Here is a 14,663-nt window from a genome sequence, read left to right on the forward strand (position 1 = left end):
CGGGGCAGTGCTCATTTTCCGGGCCGGAGAGGCGCCCAAAAGGGGCGCGGGGAACTGCGCGACCAGCCACGAATGGCCCGCGGACGATGACGAGCGGATGACGGCGAGCTGAATTGACGGGACAGGCCGAAGAGGCAGATTGACGGGACAGGCCGAAGAGGCGGCAGGAGAACCGCTCCCGTCGGCGCCGCGCTACCGTTTGACGGCGCAGAGGAGCCCATCCCCCACCGGCAGCAGCGACGGCACCAGATCCGCGCTCTCCCGTACCGCCCGCAGCAGCTCCCGCAGCCGCAGCACCTCCACGGGCTGCGGCCCGGAGTCCACGGTCCTGCCGTCCGCGAAGGCACCCTCGAAGCAGACGAGCCCGCCGGGCCTCAGCAGGCGCAACGATTCAGCGAGACATTCCAGGGACTCCATGCGGTCGCCGTCGCAGAACACGAGGTCGTAACCGCCGTCGGCGAGGCGCGGCAGCACATCGAGCGCACGCCCCGGGATGAACCGCGCGCGGTTCCCCGCGAAGCCGGCGGCGCGGAACGCCTGCCGGGCGAACTGCTGGTGGTCAGGCTCGGGATCCACGGTGGTCAGTACGCCGTCGGGCCGCATGCCGCGCAGCAGGTGAATGCCCGACACCCCCGACCCGGTACCGATTTCGGCCACCGCTTTCGCGTCAGCCGTGGCGGCGAGCATCCCCAGCGCGGCGCCGGTGCCGGGCGACACCGAGCGCAGCCCGGCCTCCCGGGCCCGGTCACGGGCCCAGCGCAGCGCCTCGTCCTCGGCGACAAAGGCGTCGGCGAACGCCCAGCTCGTCTGCCGGTTGCCGGTAATGGCCCTCTCCTGTCCCCGTGGTTGCCTGGCCGTGACTGTATCCGTTGGGGCCGGGAACTCGCAGATGGGACCGGGCGTTTATAGGGGGTGGGAGGACAGCGGGGGTAACGGATGGATCAAGACCGGAAGCGGGCGCGTCGAAGCGACAGGACACTCGCAGAGAAGCCCGTACCAAATTCACGTAAAAACGCTTATCCGGAGCTAACGGGCGAGGTGGTTATGGTAGGGGCTCCACTGGCCACCACCAGAGCCGACAGGGGAGGTGCGGCTGCGTCCGCGGATCGGGGAGGAGCGCTGCGGCGTTTTCTCGGGTTGGCGGGTGAGCCGAAATCCGTGACCGAGACTGCTGACCGCATCCGTGCCAACGACTCCGCTCAGACCGCGACCTTTGCCGCTGACGCGGAATCGCAGGCGTGGACTCCGCCCACCTGGGAGGAGATCGTCAGCACGCACAGCGGCCGCGTGTACCGCCTGGCGTATCGCCTGACCGGCAACCAGCACGATGCCGAAGACCTCACCCAAGAGGTCTTCGTCCGTGTCTTCCGGTCCCTTTCGACCTACACCCCCGGCACGTTCGAGGGCTGGCTGCACCGCATCACCACGAACCTCTTCCTGGACATGGTGCGCCGCAAGCAGCGCATCCGCTTCGACGCCCTCGGGGACGACGCGGCGGAGCGCCTGCCGAGCCGCGAGCCGTCGCCGCAGCAGGTGTTCAACGACACGCACTTCGACGCGGACGTCCAGCAGGCGCTGGACACCCTCGCGCCCGAATTCCGCGCCGCCGTGGTCCTCTGCGACATCGAGGGCCTTTCGTACGAGGAGATCGCCGCCACGCTGGGCGTCAAGCTCGGCACGGTCCGCAGCCGTATCCACCGGGGCCGCTCGCAGTTGCGCAAGGCCCTGCAGCACCGCTCTCCCGAAGCCCGCGCCGAGCGTCGTTCGCTCGCGGTCACCGGAGCCGTGGCGCTGGGAGGAGGGGGCGCGCCCGCGTGAGTGGATCACGGTCGAATCCCGCGGAGCGGCAACTGGCCGACGCGGAGCAGCATCTGGGAGACCGACTCGCCGCCCTGGTGGACGGGGAGTTGGGCCATGACGCGCGCGAGCGTGTCCTCGCGCATCTGGCGACCTGCCCGATGTGCAAGACCGAGGCCGACGCCCAGCGCCGGCTCAAGAGCGTCTTCGCGCAGGCGGCGCCGCCACCGCCCAGCGAGAGTTTCCTCGCCCGCCTCCAAGGTCTGCCGGCGGGCGGCTCCGAGCCGCCGCCCGGCGGTCCCGAACGCCCCGGTGACGGGGAGGGGTTCGCCACCGGATCATCCGGCTCCGCCGGTCTGCCGCGGCCCGGAATCTTCGGCGTGAGCACCGAGTCCTTCGTGGGGTATGTCCCGTCCGGCGTCCACGCGGCGGTGCTGCCGAGCGAGGGGCGCGGCTTCCGTATCCACGACGTCACCCGGCACGAGGGCGATCGCTCGCTCTGGCGCGGGCGCCGCTTCGCGTTCGCCGCGGCGGGCGCGGTGTCGCTGGCCGCGATCGCGCTGGGCGGCGTCACCACGGGCGCGCCCACCGACCCCGGTGACCCCCGCGCCGGCGGCTCCAAGGCCAACAGCAAGGTGACGCCGCAGCGCACCCAGGGCTCGGGTGTCACCGCGACCCCCGATTCGGTGCGGCGCCGCGGCGCCGGTAATCCGCTGTCGGCGCAGGGCCAGCGCCCCGGCGCCCTGTCGGCGCCGGTCGCGCCGACCGAGGTGACAGGACCGCTGCTGCCCGGCGCCGCGCGGCCGCCGCGCACGCATGACGCGGCGTATGAACTGACGTCGCCGCTGCTGGCAGGCGCCACCACGCTCTCCCCGCTGATACGCCCGCCGCAGCCGGTCCACCGCGCCCCCGTGAGGCCCGGCCTCGCGCGGCCGCCCGCGACGGGCCCCACGGGGGCGGGAGGCGCGGATCCGGTGAGCACCGCCGCCGCGTCCCCCGGTTCGGGTCCCCTACAGGGCACCTCGCAGGTCCACTGACGCGACGGGTGCCCTGCGCTTCGGCGCGGGAACCTGGTTGAATCTCGGTGGGCCGTGCCTGCCGGGGGGACTTGGCGGCGCGGAGTTCAGCATCTAATCGGCGTGCGCCGCGGGCCAGTTGTGGGGAGAGCATGGACGAGGGCAAGCCCACGAAGGCCAAGTGGTGGAGCCGCCCCCGGCCCAATACGCCGGGCCCCCTTGAGCCGGGGGCTGCCTCGGAGTGGGACGGGGCCCAGCAGCCTGGGGTGGCTCCCGAGCAGGGCGCTGCCCCGCCGGCGGAGGTCACCCACCAGTCCAGTACCGCGCCTGAACAGACCTGTGCCCCGCAGCCGGGGTCTGCCTCCGACTCGGACGTGGGCCCGCAGCCTGATGCCGCCCCTGAGCAGGTAGCTGCCTCGCAGCCGGGGTTGGCCTCGGAGTCGGGCGTGGGCCCGCAGCCGGGCGCCGCCCCTGCGCGGGGAGCTGCCTCGCAGCCGGGGTTGGCCTCGGAGTCGGGCGTGGGCCCGCAATCCGGCGCCGCCCCTGGGCAGGGCGCCGCCCCGTTGCAAGGTGCCGCCCCCGAGCCGGGTGCCGTCCCGACCCACCCCGCGCCGACCGTCCCCCCGCAGGGCACCCCGGCCGCCGGTGCCGTCCATTCCGGCGACGCCGCGCCGACCGAGCGGCCCCGCCCCCTGCATGACCCGGACCCGTACAGCACCCCGCCGTACGGCGAGCCGGGACCGTGGGCGCCCGCGCCCCCGGTACAGCACCCGATGGCGACCCCGGCCCACGGCACCTCACTCTCACCGGCCACGCACGGCGGCGCCCCGCCGCCCCACGCCACGTCAAGCGGCCCCGCGCCTGCCCCCGGAGCCACGCCTTCGCACGGCACGTCGGCCCCCACTTCGGTCCACGGCGCTCCGCTGCCCGCGGCCACGCACGGCGGCGCCCCGCCGCCCCACGCCACGTCAGGCAGCCCCGCGCCTGCCCCCGGAGCCACGCACGGCGGCGCCACGCCCCCACACGGCACCTCAGCCCCCGCCCCGGCCCATGGCGCCCCGCCCCCGCACGCCACCCACGTCCCCGCGCCGCTCCCCGGAGCCACGCCTCCGCAGCCCGTACCTATGCCCGCGCCGCTCCCCGGAGCAACGCCCCCGCACGCCGCACCTCCGCACGCCGCGCCCCCGCCCGCCCCTGCCCCAGGGTCCCCGTACGGCAGCAGTTCCCACGGCCCAGGCGTGCCCGCGGTGCCGCCCACGGAGCCTCAGGGCGGGCTCACCGCTCACCCGATGCAGGCTCAGGGCGCGCCCACAGCGCCGCCCGCGCAGCCACAGCGTGCCCTCGGTGTCGGCGCCCCCCGGCAGCCGTACGATCCCTGGAACGCGCCCCTTCAGCAGACCGGTGCGGTGCCTCCGGAGAGTGAGGAGAGGCAGCGCACGCGGGGCAGGCGGATCATCGTTGTCGGGGTTGCTCTGGTCGCCCTCGTGTCCGGGCTCATCGGCGGCGCGCTCGGGTCGTATCTGGAGCGCAACCGCGTCGACGCGATCGAACTCCCGCAGACCGACCCGGAGTCCAAGGACCGCCCCAGGGGCAGCGTGGCCGGTATCGCCGCCGCGGCGCTGCCCGGCGTCGTGACCCTGCACGTCAGAGGGGACTCGGCGCAGGGCACCGGCACCGGGTTCGTGCTCGACGGCAAGGGCCACATCCTCACCAACAACCACGTCGTGGAGCCCGCGGGCACCGGCGGCGAGATATCGGTGACGTTCAGCGGCGGCGAGACCGCCAAGGCGAAGGTCATCGGCCGCGACTCCGGTTACGACCTCGCGGTCGTCAAGGTCTCCAACGTGCGGGGCCTGAAGCCCCTGACCCTCGGCAACTCCGAGAACGTCCAGGTCGGCGACCCCGTCGTCGCCATCGGCGCCCCCTTCGACCTGGCGAACACCGTGACCTCCGGGATCATCAGCGCCAAGGAGCGGCCCATCACCGCGGGCGGCGAGAAGGGCGACGGCAGCGACGTCTCGTACGTCGACGCACTCCAGACCGACGCGCCCATCAACCCGGGCAACTCGGGCGGCCCGCTGGTCGACTCCAAGGCACGGGTCATCGGCATCAACAGCGCCATACGCTCCGCCGACGACGGCTCGGACTCGCGCGGCGGCCAGGCCGGCTCCATCGGCCTCGGCTTCGCCATACCGATCAACCAGGGCAAGCGCGTCGCCGAAGAGCTGATCAACTTCGGCAAGGCCACGCACCCGGTGATCGGGGTCACGCTCGACACCGAGTTCACCGGCGACGGCGCCCGCATCGCGGAGAAGGGCAAGGACGGCGGCCCCGCGGTCAACACGGACGGTCCCGGCGACAAGGCGGGCCTCAAGCCCGGCGACATCATCACCGAAGTGGACGGCGCCCCCGTGCACTCCAGCGACGAACTGATCGTCAAGGTCCGCGCCCACCGCCCCAAGGACCGCCTCGATCTGACGGTCGAGCGCGACGGCCGCGACCGCGAGGTGACCCTGGTGCTCGGCTCGGCGGACGGTGACTGAGTAAAGGGCCGGCCACGTCCTTCCCCGTTGTCGTGCAGCGGCTACCGGACAGACATGAGCGCCGGGTACCGTGGACACGGTCCAGACCTCGGACGACGACCTGTTGCGGGCTGAGGACATCGCAAGGAGCTCTAGGTGTTCAATGACATTGGCGCACTCGAGATAGTGGCGCTGGTCGTCCTCGCCGTGCTCATCTTCGGCCCCGACAAGCTGCCGAAGGTCATCCAGGACGTCTCCCGCACGATCCGCAAGATCCGCGAGTTCTCGGACAGCGCGAAGGCGGACATAAGGGAAGAGCTGGGGCCGGAGTTCAAGGACTTCGAGTTCGATGACCTGAACCCCAAGAAGTTCATCCGCAAGCAGCTCGACAACGACGAGCTGGGGCTCAAGGAGATCCGCAACGGCTTCGACCTGAAGAAGGAGATGAACGAGGTCGCGGACGCCGTGCACGGCCGTGACAGCGACTCCTCCGACGCCGGTTCCCAGGCCGCCGCGGCGGCCTCCTCCGGCGGGGCCCGCGTGGACATGCGGAAGAAGTCCGAGGAACCCACGAAGGCCGACTCCGGCGACCGCCCGCCGTTCGACGCGGACGCCACCTGAGGCAGCGCCTGAACACTCGCCGCCGATCGGTGTGGCTATCCTGCCTTGTTGTCCGGCGTGAGGACGCCCGAGGGGGGTGGGCCGCTCCGGACGGACGAGAGCGAGGAGGCGGCCGGGTACATGGAGACGACAAGTCGGGTAGGCGCGCAGGCGCCGGCCGCGGAGGGCGCCGCAGAAGCGGTGCCCTCCGCCCGGCGCACGGTCGACGGCTACCTGCTGGCGCCCTTCCCCTGGTACGGCCTTGACGAGGCCTTCACGGGGCAGCGCTGGCTGATGCAGGTCGGCGCGACAGCGGACGGTTCCGTGGAGCACGGTTCGATCGGCCACGGGGACGAACCGTCGGTCCGCCCCGAGGGAAGCCTCGGCGACAGCGACAAGGAACGCTACGCGGTGGTGGTGACCGTCGCGGCCAACCCGGTGCGGCGCAGCTCGGACGGCACGGGCGTCCTGGAGGCCACGTCGGTCTCCTCGGCGGCCTGGCTCGCCGGCGTCGGTCTGCTCTCGTACACCTGGCCGGGGCAGATGGACCACACTCGGCGCGACGACTGGCTGGACCAGCAGACGGAGACGGCCTGGGTCCTCGCGGACGACCTGGAGGGCGCGGACTGGTCGACGCTTTCGCTGCCCGTGGACGGGGTGCCCACGCCCTTCCACTACCGCGAGTCCGAGTACGGGTGGGTCCTCGCCGGTTCCACGAAGGGGAGCGTCCACCTGGGCGCCTATGGGCGCGGCATGAGCGCGTACGGCCTCGGCTTCTCCGTCATCGAGGACATCGGGGCGTACGCGTAGCGCTGCGTGGGGCGCGGGGTTCTGCGCGGGCCCGTCGTGGCTGGTCGCACAGTTCCCCGCGCCCCTTCGGGGCGCGCCCCCGGATCAGAACTTGTTGCGCGGCGTGATCCCCAGCGACATGCCCGACAGGCCGCGCCGGCGGCCGCCCAGCTTGCCCGCGATCGTGCGCAGCGCCGAACCGGCCGGCGACTCCGGGTCCGTCAGGACGACCGGCCTGCCCTCGTCGCCGCCCTCGCGCAGCCGCACGTCGATCGGGATGGAGCCGAGGACCGGCACCGTGGCGCCCGTCGTCTTCGTGAGGCCCTCGGCGACCCTCTGGCCGCCGCCCGAGCCGAACACGTCGACCATCTCGCCGCAGTGCGGGCAGGGCAGCCCCGACATGTTCTCGACGACGCCCACGATCTTCTGGTGGGTCTGTACGGCGATGGAGCCGGCCCGCTCGGCGACCTCGGCCGCCGCCTGCTGAGGCGTCGTCACGACGAGGATCTCGGCGTTCGGGACGAGCTGCGCCACGGAGATCGCGATGTCGCCGGTGCCCGGCGGCAGGTCGAGGAGCAGCACGTCGAGGTCGCCCCAGTAGACGTCCGCGAGGAACTGCTGGAGGGCGCGGTGCAGCATCGGGCCGCGCCATACGACCGGGGCGTTGCCCGGGGTGAACATGCCGATGGAGATGACCTTCACGCCGTGCGCGGACGGCGGCATGATCATGTTCTCGACCTGGGTGGGCTTGCCGTCGGCGCCCAGCATGCGGGGCACGGAGTGGCCGTAGATGTCCGCGTCCACGACGCCGACCTTCAGGCCGTCCGCCGCCATCGCGGCCGCGAGGTTCACCGTCACCGAGGACTTGCCGACGCCGCCCTTGCCGGACGCGACCGCGTAGACCCGGGTGAGCGAGCCGGGTTTGGCGAAGGGGACCTCGCGCTCGGCGGTGCCGCCGCGCAGCGCGGACGCCAGCTCCTTGCGCTGCTCGTCGCTCATCACGTCGAGGGTGACGTCGACACGCGTGACGCCTTCGACGGCGGCGACCGCGTCGGTCACGTTCTTGGTGATGGTCTCGCGCATCGGGCAGCCGGAGACCGTCAGGTACACGGTGACCGCTACCGCCCCATCAGCGGAGATATCTACCGATTTGACCATCCCCAACTCGGTGATGGGTCGCTGGATCTCCGGGTCGTTCACCGTCGCCAGTGCTTCACGCACCGCGTCTTCCGTAGCCATACGCCGATAGTACGGCGCGGTAACCCCGCCCGGGAAAGGGCCGTCAGCGGTCGCCTGCGTCACGTCCGCGCTCGGCCCGCTGCTCCTCCAGCTCCTTGGCCAGATCCTGGAGCTCGGAGCGGATCCAGTCCCGCGTCGCCACCTCGCCGAGGCCCATGCGCAGCGAGGCGATCTCGCGGGTGAGGTACTCGGTGTCCGCGATGGACCGCTCGTTCTGTTTGCGGTCCTGTTCGAGGTTGACCCGGTCGCGGTCGTCCTGACGGTTCTGCGCGAGGAGGATCAGCGGGGCCGCGTACGACGCCTGGAGCGAGAGCATCAGCGTGAGGAAGATGAACGGGTACTGGTCGAAGCGCAGGTGATCGGGGGCCGCGATGTTCCACACCACCCACAGGATGATGACGACCGTCATCCAGACGATGAACCTGCCGGTGCCCAGGAAGCGCGCGATGCGCTCCGAGAGCCTCCCGAACGCCTCAGGGTCGTAGTCGGGCAGCAGCTTGGGCCGCGGGGTGCGTGGCTGGTCGAGGCGGAACCGTGGGCTCCTGGGCTCGGCGCGGTTCTCGCGCTCCCGGTCAGCCGCCGCCATGGTCCGCTGCCTCCTCTTCCAGGTGGAACTCCGTCTCGCGCCAGTCCTCGGGCAGCATGTGGTCCAGTACGTCGTCGACGGTGACCGCCCCGAGCAGCGCGCCTCCCTCGTCGACGACGGGCGCCGCCACCATGTCGTACGCCGCGAAGAACCCGGCGACGGTGGGCAGCGTGGCGCCCGGCGCGAGCGGTTGCAGATCGTCGTCGAGGATCGAGCCGACGAGCGTGTACGGCGGGTCGCGCAGCAGCCGCTGGAAGTGCACGGTGCCCAGATACTTGCCCGTCGGTGTCTCGTCGGGCGGACGGCATACGTACACCTGTGCGGCGAGGGCGGGGGAGAGGTCCTCCTTGCGCACGCGTGCGAGGGCGTCGGCGACCGTCGCGTCCGGGCGCAGCACGATCGGCTCCGTGGTCATCAGGCCGCCGGCCGTGCGCTCCTCGTACGCCATCAGGCGCCGCACGTCGGCCGCGTCGTCCGGCTGCATCAGGGTGAGCAGGCGCTCCTTGTCGTCCTCGGGCAGCTCGGCGAGGAGGTCGGCGGCGTCGTCGGGGTCCATGGCCTCCAGGACGTCGGCGGCACGTTCCTCCTTGAGCTTGCCGAGGATCTCGATCTGGTCGTCCTCGGGGAGCTCTTCGAGGACGTCGGCGAGCCGGTCGTCGTCGAGGGCGGCGGCCACTTCGGCCCGCCGCTTCGGCGACAGGTGGTGCAGGACGTTGGCGAGGTCGGCGGGGCGCAGCTGTTCGAAGGTGGCGAGGAGGTTCTCGGCGCCCTGACCGTGCTCTTCGAGCGAGAAGCCGTCGACGGCGGACCAGTCGACGGTGAGCGTCTCGCCCTTGCGCCGAAACGTTCCGCCTTTCCCTTTGCGTACGAAGACACGGTCGATCTCCCAGTCGCGGCGGGCCGGCAGCTGCTGGACGGCCACGTCGAGGACGGTCACCTCCTCGCCGGTCTCCACGAGGTGGACGCGGCGGTCGAGCATCTCGCCGAGGACGAGCCGCTCGGTGGGCCGCTGCTCGAAGCGCCGCACGTTGACCACGCCGGTGGTGATGACCTGGCCCGACTCGATGCCGGTGACACGGGTCATGGGCAGGAAGATGCGGCGCCGGGTGGCCAGCTCGACGACGAGACCGAGCAGCCGAGGTGGCTTGCGGCCGACACGGAGTATCGCCACCAGGTCACGCACCCGCCCGACCTGGTCGCCGTTGGGGTCAAAGACGGGGATGCCGGCGAGGTGCGAGACGAAGACCCGGGGGGCGCCTGCCGCCATGCGTGCGCCTCCTTCTCACGAGCCGAAGTAATTCCTGCCGTTCTGTCCGGCAATACGGACTTCAGGCTAGCCCGTCCCGGTCGGATACGCCCCGGCGGAGGGTCCGTACGGACTGGCGCCGAACCGCTCGGCCGACACAGGTACGCTGCCGTACTGCCGAAGCCGTAGAGGTCGTCCGCACGAGAGGCAGCGCCACCTGTGACCGCACTTCCCCTGGCCAGCCGAGCCCGCAGGGCAGCGTTCGTGAGCGCGGTGTGCGCGGGCCTGGTCGCGGCGGTCGCGAGTCTGACCGGCTGCGGCGGCAGCGCCGAGGACGATCCGGACGCGGGTACGAACGGCGTGGGGAAGCTGTCGGCGCCGAAGATCCAGAGCAAGTCGTCCCGGATGGCGGAGGCGGCGTCGGCGGTCCGGCTCTCCGGGACGGTGGTGAGCAAGGGCAACACGTACACCCTCGACATGCGCCTCAAGGACGAGGGCGGCACGGGCTCGGTCACCTCCAAGGGGCAGACGTTCCAGCTGCTGCGCGTCGGGGAGCAGCTGTTTCTGAAGGCCGACTCGGGGTTCTGGACGCACGAGAGCGGCCAGGGTGAGGGAACGCCCCAGAAGGCGGACGAGACCGCGGCGGCCAAGCTCGACGGCAAGTACGTGAAGGTCCCGCAGGGCGATCCCGCCTACCAGCAGCTGAGCGGCTTCACGGACAAGGACGTGCTCCTGGACGGCATGTTCACGCTGCACGGCCGGCTCGCCAAGGGGGACCGCGGCGAATCGGGCACCGTACGCACCATCAAGATCACCGGCGACAAGGGCGCGGGCGGCACGCTGAGCGTCTCCCTGGACGGAAAGCCGTACCCCCTGCGCCTGGAGCGGGGCGGTCACGCGGGCACCCTCAAACTCACCGACTGGAACAAGGACTTCCCCCTCCAGGAGCCACCGAAGACCGAGATGGTCGACTACGGCAGACAACTCCCGACGTCATAGGAGGAAGCAAGCCCCGAAGGGGCGAGCTTTCCGGGGCGCGGGGAACTGCGCGAGCGACCAAAACCCACCCGCGGGGCGAGGACGAACCGGCCCTCAACGGCGCTTGCGCCGGAACAACAACCGAGGAAGCCCCGCAGGCACAGCCTGCCGCGTCGTAGCCCCAGTGACCAAGGGCGCCGCGGCAAGAGACCCCGAGGGCAACTCGCCCACCGCCCCACGCGGAGTGAGCCGCACGACACGGCACTCCGAAGCCCACCGCGAAGCGATCCGCTCCGCGTCCACCGCGTTGAGCCGCTTCCCCTTGAGCTCGGCGACAGCCGCCTTCCACGCCTCGGACCCAGGCGCGAGTTCCCGTACGGTCGCCGTCCAGGCGACGACCCGCCCGCCCTTGTCCTTGCTGCGTACGGTGACCTCGGCGAGCCCCCCGTCGACGAGCCCCGGCAGCGGCTGCTCGCCGGGGCCGTCGCCGACGACGTGCGCCGCACCGTCGTGCCAGACGTGCCACAGGGCCCGAGCGGGCGATCCCTCACCCTGCACCCAGATGAGGCCGGACTTCTTACCGGCCTCCTCAATGAGGGCGCGGCCGAGCAGCGGGTCAGCAGTCAGCGGGTCAGCAGTCATGGCGGCAGCCTATCGGTGGCGCTCAGAGCCAGCCGTTGCGCTTCAGGGTCCGGTGGATCGCGAAGCAGACGCCGCCGATGAGGGCGAGCACCATCGGATAGCCGAACCGCCAGTGGAGCTCCGGCATGTGGTCGAAGTTCATGCCGTACACCCCGCAGACGGCGGTCGGCACCGCGATGATCGCCGCCCACGAGGTGATCTTGCGCATGTCCTCGTTCTGCGCGACGGCGGCCTGCGCGAGGTTCGCCTGGAGGATCGAGTTGAGCAGCTCGTCGAAGCCGATGACCTGCTCCTGGACGCGCGTGAGGTGGTCGGCGACGTCACGGAAGTACTTCTGGATGTCGGGGTCGACGAGCCGCATCGGCCGCTCACTGAGCAGCAGCATGGGCCGCAGCAGTGGCGAGACGGCCCGCTTGAATTCGAGGACCTCGCGCTTGAGCTGGTAGATCCGCCCGGCGTCGACGCCGCGCGCGGACCCCTTGCCCTTGCTCGGCGCGGAGAAGACCTCCGTCTCGACCTCGTCGATGTCGTCCTGCATCGCGTCGGCGACCGCGAGATAGCCGTCGACGACGTGGTCGGCGATGGTGTGCAGGACGGCGGAGGGCCCCTTGGCGAGCAGCTCGGGGTCGTCCTGGAGGCGGCGGCGCAGGGCGCGCAGCGAACCGTGGCCGCCGTGCCGGACGGTGATGAAGAAGTCCCGTCCGGTGAAGCACATCACCTCGCCGGTCTCCACGACCTCGCTGGTGGCGGTGAGTTCGGCGTGCTCGACGTAGTGGATGGTCTTGAAGACGGTGAACAGCGTGTCGTCGTAGCGCTCCAGCTTGGGCCGCTGGTGGGCGTGGACGGCGTCCTCGACGGCGAGGGGGTGCAGCCCGAACTCGGCCGCGATACCGGCGAATTCGGCCTCGGTCGGCTCGTGCAGACCGATCCAGGCGAAGCCGCCCTCGCGGCGTACGTGGAGCATCGCCTCGTGCGGGGTCAGGGTGTCGGCGCACTCCACGCGCCGGCCGTCCTGGTAGACGGCGCAGTCGACGACGGCGGACGCGGCGTCACGGGTCGCGTCGTAGGAGTCGTACGAGGAGGTGGGCGAGGCGGGGTAGGCGGTGCCGTCCTTGCGGAGCGAGGGGCGGACGGCGGCACGAAGGTCGCGGATCATCGACATGGGCAGGCTCCTTCGAGGGAGGCCGCCTACGACGGTTGGAACTGCCCGGAATGGGGACGTCCTGCTGCGGGATGTTTGGCACGTCCACAAAGCGGGGAGCACCGCACCGTCGCGGTGGCAGCTTCGCTACTGACACAGATCAGAGAACTCAGACAGATCAGGTGGAAACGAAGTGCTCTTCCGTCGCACACGGCACGGACACCGCATGCGGTGCATGCGGGGCGTGAGTGTGCTTCTGCAGCTACCGGGCTGCGTGATTCACCGGGCGGAAGAGCGGGTGGTACTGCACGGTCGACTTCGTTCCATTGCAGCCCCACCTCCTCCGGCCGGTCCCCCGTAAGGGAAGTCCGATGCGCCCTCTGCGCCCGTGGCGCAGAGTCAGTGTCTGTCAGCAGGGCTTGAAAGCGACGCTTCTGCGTGCTGCCCTGACCAGCGGCCAACACTATCAGCCGACTGAAGTGTCAAGTCCCCGCTTTACCCTTCACTGACGAGTTCTATGCTCACGTCATGGCTGATGTTCTTGCGCTGGTCGAAGCCCGTCTCCGTACTGGCCTGGGGGAACCGGACGCGCGCGCCGCGGTGACCTTCCTCGGAACCGACCGCGTCGAAGTGCTGCGGTTCACCGACGGGGACGTAGTGCGCTACGCCACGCTCGGTATGGCGGCCCAGCCGATGACCGACCCCACCGCCGCGCTCGCCGACCCCGTCAAGGGGCCGCGCGCCGAGCTGGTGCTCTCCGTACGAGGCGGACTCGCCGATACGGACAAGGTGCTGCGCCCCCTGGCGGTGCTGGCCGCGTCGCCGCAGGTGGAGGGCCTGGTCGTGGCGCCCGGCGCCTCGCTGGACGTAGGGGAACCGCTCTGGCCGGGCGCGCCGTTCACCTCGGTCCTGGTCGCGGAGTCCGGCGGCCTGGTGGAGGACCTGGACCTCGACGACCCGATGGATCCCGTGCGGTTCCTGCCGCTGCTGCCCATGACCCCGAACGAGGCCGCGTGGAAGCGGGTGCACGGCGCGGCGGCCCTCCAGGAGCGCTGGCTGAACAGCGGAACGGACCTGCGCGATCCGCTGCGCAAGTCCGTGTCCCTGGACTGAACCCCTGAACGCTGAAATCCCTGAACGGCGGCGTCAGTTGGCGAAGACGCCGACGCCGGCCACCGGCCGGGGCGCGTCGGAGACGCCGAGGGCCGGCTCGGTGTAGACGGTGTTGTTCACGCCGATGAAGCGCCCGACAGGACCGTGCAGACGAGCCCGATGCCCATGAAGGCGACGACGGAGGCGCCCGCCGTGGCCCAGACGGCCTTCGGCTGCCGCAAAGCGAGTGCTAGCTACATCTAAGTTTTCCTGGTGACAGGGCCACCGGACGGGTGATCGTCCTTGACGGGGCGACGACCGGAGAGGACCGTTGGTCGCTATGAGGGGCGAACCCAGTTGCCCGAAGTGTGGTGGCCGGGTCAGGGCTCCCGGTCTCTTTGCCGACTCCTGGCAGTGCGATGTGCACGGCACCGTGCACCCGCTGCAGCCCGTGCTCCCGCCCAGCGTCGAGGCCCTCCAGGTCGTCGTGCACCGCGCGCAGGTGCCGGTGTGGATGCCGTGGCCCCTGCCGGTCGGCTGGCTGTACACGGGCGTGGCCTGCGCGGGCGACGACCGGAGCGGCGGGCGCGCCACCGCCGTGGCCTGCTCGGGACCCGCGCCGCTCGGCGGCGTCGGCGAGCTGGTGCTCGTCGCCGAGGAACTGGGCGTCGGCCTCGGCGCGCGGTATGCGGGCGTCGACGGTCCCGACCCCGGCCCCTATATGAGCGTGGAGAAGCCGCCGCAGACCAAGGTCCTCGCCGCCGGGCGGCCCACGCCGCTGTGGCACCTGTCGGGCACGCCGGACGACCGCGCCGTCTTCGCGGGCGAGGCGCGGGGCCTGTGGCTGTGGGCCATCGCGTGGCCGGAGCAGTCGGGGCTCCTCATGTACGACGAGCTGGTGCTGACCGACCTGCGGGACGCGGGCGCCGAGACGGACCTGGTGCCGTGCGGGGCGCTCTCGCCGCGGCTGCTCATGCCTTGAGGGGGCGGGCGGCGGAGCGTTCGATTCCCGTTA

14 protein-coding genes are annotated in these 14,663 nt (G+C 71.5%); 8 read left to right on the forward strand and 6 right to left on the reverse strand.

Translation table 11 applies throughout. The features are described 5' to 3' along the window. Window positions 1-192: 192 nt before the first annotated feature. On the reverse strand, window positions 193-891 hold the full coding sequence (locus ACWDVB_RS10520) for an O-methyltransferase (RefSeq protein ID WP_451512902.1): 699 nt from the start codon (window positions 889-891) through the stop codon (window positions 193-195). 153 nt (window positions 892-1,044) lie between these two features. Between ACWDVB_RS10520 and sigE the strand changes: the two genes are divergently transcribed. The 5 genes from sigE (at window position 1,045) to ACWDVB_RS10545 (ending at window position 6,745) form a co-directional block, all read left to right on the forward strand. Beyond that, window positions 1,045-1,818: an RNA polymerase sigma factor SigE gene (sigE, locus tag ACWDVB_RS10525; protein WP_451512631.1), complete on the forward strand. Its 774-nt coding sequence runs from the start codon at window positions 1,045-1,047 to the stop codon at window positions 1,816-1,818. Continuing rightward, window positions 1,815-2,834 (forward strand): zf-HC2 domain-containing protein, encoded by a 1,020-nt coding sequence (locus ACWDVB_RS10530; RefSeq protein ID WP_451512632.1) that lies wholly within the window; start codon window positions 1,815-1,817, stop codon window positions 2,832-2,834. The genes sigE and ACWDVB_RS10530 overlap by 4 nt, the downstream gene beginning before the upstream one ends. A 752-nt stretch (window positions 2,835-3,586) precedes the next feature. Further along, the gene (locus ACWDVB_RS10535) at window positions 3,587-5,356 is read left to right on the forward strand and encodes a trypsin-like peptidase domain-containing protein (protein ID WP_451512903.1); all 1,770 of its coding nucleotides are present in this window, start codon (window positions 3,587-3,589) and stop codon (window positions 5,354-5,356) included. Between the two features lie 135 nt (window positions 5,357-5,491). Then, window positions 5,492-5,956 (forward strand): sec-independent translocase, encoded by a 465-nt coding sequence (locus tag ACWDVB_RS10540; RefSeq protein ID WP_451512633.1) that lies wholly within the window; start codon window positions 5,492-5,494, stop codon window positions 5,954-5,956. Between the two features lie 120 nt (window positions 5,957-6,076). Beyond that, window positions 6,077-6,745 (forward strand): hypothetical protein, encoded by a 669-nt coding sequence (locus ACWDVB_RS10545; protein ID WP_451512634.1) that lies wholly within the window; start codon window positions 6,077-6,079, stop codon window positions 6,743-6,745. An 84-nt stretch (window positions 6,746-6,829) separates the two neighbouring features. On the opposite strand, the gene ACWDVB_RS10550 is transcribed toward ACWDVB_RS10545, so the two are convergent. Genes ACWDVB_RS10550 through ACWDVB_RS10560 form a run of 3 tightly spaced genes read right to left on the reverse strand, consistent with a single transcriptional unit; the run spans window position 6,830 to window position 9,816 of the window. Next, entirely contained in the window at window positions 6,830-7,963 is a 1,134-nt protein-coding gene (locus tag ACWDVB_RS10550; RefSeq protein WP_451512635.1) for an Mrp/NBP35 family ATP-binding protein, read from the reverse strand. A 43-nt stretch (window positions 7,964-8,006) separates the two neighbouring features. Then, window positions 8,007-8,549 carry a DUF1003 domain-containing protein gene (locus ACWDVB_RS10555; RefSeq protein ID WP_451512636.1) on the reverse strand — a complete coding sequence of 181 codons (543 nt, stop codon included), beginning with the start codon at window positions 8,547-8,549 and terminating at the stop codon, window positions 8,007-8,009. Further along, window positions 8,536-9,816: a magnesium transporter MgtE N-terminal domain-containing protein gene (locus ACWDVB_RS10560; RefSeq protein WP_451512637.1), complete on the reverse strand. Its 1,281-nt coding sequence runs from the start codon at window positions 9,814-9,816 to the stop codon at window positions 8,536-8,538. The genes ACWDVB_RS10555 and ACWDVB_RS10560 overlap by 14 nt, the downstream gene beginning before the upstream one ends. A 198-nt stretch (window positions 9,817-10,014) precedes the next feature. On the opposite strand from ACWDVB_RS10560, the gene ACWDVB_RS10565 reads away from it, so the two are divergent. Then, complete coding sequence (locus ACWDVB_RS10565) at window positions 10,015-10,794, forward strand: hypothetical protein (protein ID WP_451512638.1); 780 nt, start codon at window positions 10,015-10,017, stop codon at window positions 10,792-10,794. A gap of 93 nt (window positions 10,795-10,887) precedes the next feature. On the opposite strand, the gene ACWDVB_RS10570 is transcribed toward ACWDVB_RS10565, so the two are convergent. Together ACWDVB_RS10570 and ACWDVB_RS10575 are read right to left on the reverse strand one after the other, a co-directional pair. Continuing rightward, a complete protein-coding gene (locus tag ACWDVB_RS10570) occupies window positions 10,888-11,415 on the reverse strand; it encodes a hypothetical protein (RefSeq protein WP_451512639.1) in 528 nt (175 codons plus the stop codon). Between the two features lie 22 nt (window positions 11,416-11,437). Then, entirely contained in the window at window positions 11,438-12,577 is a 1,140-nt protein-coding gene (locus ACWDVB_RS10575) for a magnesium and cobalt transport protein CorA (protein WP_451512640.1), read from the reverse strand. 507 nt (window positions 12,578-13,084) lie between these two features. On the opposite strand from ACWDVB_RS10575, the gene ACWDVB_RS10580 reads away from it, so the two are divergent. Further along, window positions 13,085-13,669, forward strand: coding sequence for a suppressor of fused domain protein (locus tag ACWDVB_RS10580; RefSeq protein ID WP_451512641.1), 585 nt, complete (start codon window positions 13,085-13,087; stop codon window positions 13,667-13,669). Window positions 13,670-13,988: 319 nt separating this feature from the next. Then, window positions 13,989-14,630, forward strand: a complete 642-nt coding sequence (locus ACWDVB_RS10585; RefSeq protein WP_451512642.1) for a DUF6758 family protein — start codon at window positions 13,989-13,991, stop codon at window positions 14,628-14,630. Window positions 14,631-14,663 lie beyond the last annotated feature (33 nt).

The organism is Streptomyces sp. NPDC003379 (assembly GCF_053589195.1).

Coding starts and splice junctions, on each gene's coding strand:
- ACWDVB_RS10580 (WP_451512641.1), top strand. CDS start 13,085: ATGGCTGATGTTCTTGCGCTGGTCGAAGCCCGTCTCCGTACTGGCCTG.
- ACWDVB_RS10535 (WP_451512903.1), top strand. CDS start 3,587: ATGGCGACCCCGGCCCACGGCACCTCACTCTCACCGGCCACGCACGGC.
- ACWDVB_RS10575 (WP_451512640.1), bottom strand. CDS start 12,577: ATGTCGATGATCCGCGACCTTCGTGCCGCCGTCCGCCCCTCGCTCCGC.
- ACWDVB_RS10555 (WP_451512636.1), bottom strand. CDS start 8,549: ATGGCGGCGGCTGACCGGGAGCGCGAGAACCGCGCCGAGCCCAGGAGC.
- ACWDVB_RS10545 (WP_451512634.1), top strand. CDS start 6,077: ATGGAGACGACAAGTCGGGTAGGCGCGCAGGCGCCGGCCGCGGAGGGC.
- sigE (WP_451512631.1), top strand. CDS start 1,045: ATGGTAGGGGCTCCACTGGCCACCACCAGAGCCGACAGGGGAGGTGCG.
- ACWDVB_RS10570 (WP_451512639.1), bottom strand. CDS start 11,415: ATGACTGCTGACCCGCTGACTGCTGACCCGCTGCTCGGCCGCGCCCTC.
- ACWDVB_RS10560 (WP_451512637.1), bottom strand. CDS start 9,816: ATGGCGGCAGGCGCCCCCCGGGTCTTCGTCTCGCACCTCGCCGGCATC.
- ACWDVB_RS10585 (WP_451512642.1), top strand. CDS start 13,989: ATGAGGGGCGAACCCAGTTGCCCGAAGTGTGGTGGCCGGGTCAGGGCT.
- ACWDVB_RS10550 (WP_451512635.1), bottom strand. CDS start 7,963: ATGGCTACGGAAGACGCGGTGCGTGAAGCACTGGCGACGGTGAACGAC.